This is a genomic window from Adlercreutzia sp. DFI.6.23, from assembly GCF_024462535.1.
In the GTDB taxonomy this organism is placed as follows: Bacteria; Actinomycetota; Coriobacteriia; order Coriobacteriales; family Eggerthellaceae; genus Adlercreutzia; species Adlercreutzia rubneri.
In genome coordinates this window covers 1-296 of sequence record NZ_JANGBP010000620.1, presented here as the reverse complement: position 1 = coordinate 296, position 296 = coordinate 1, and the positions used below count along the sequence as shown (strand labels likewise).

1 protein-coding gene is annotated in these 296 nt (G+C 57.1%); it reads right to left on the bottom strand.

What is annotated here, in order from left to right; genetic code table 11:
• Positions 1 to 185, bottom strand: a 185-nt coding sequence (locus NE591_RS14805; RefSeq protein ID WP_256157052.1) for a hypothetical protein, incomplete at its 3' end; no start/stop codon positions are given.
• Positions 186 to 296 lie beyond the last annotated feature (111 nt).

Below are 296 nucleotides of genomic sequence, written 5' to 3'. Positions count from 1 at the left end.
GGGGACGTGACCCCTTCCTCGTCGGCCAGCTCGTCGTGGAAGCGCATGAGGTTGTGCAGCTCGGAGGTGAAATTCACCTCGCAGGCCGGCGTACGCTCGATTTCCTCGACGAAGCCCTCGAGCGACAGCAAGATGCTGCGATGGGAATTGGAAGCGAACTCGCCCAAGGCCAGCAGGTGCTTCATGAGGCCATCATTTGGTACGGTGTACCAAATGATGGCATCATCATATGGTACGGTGTACCAACTTGTCAAGGGGTATAATTTACCCGACCAGAGAAAGGCGGCCCATGTCCC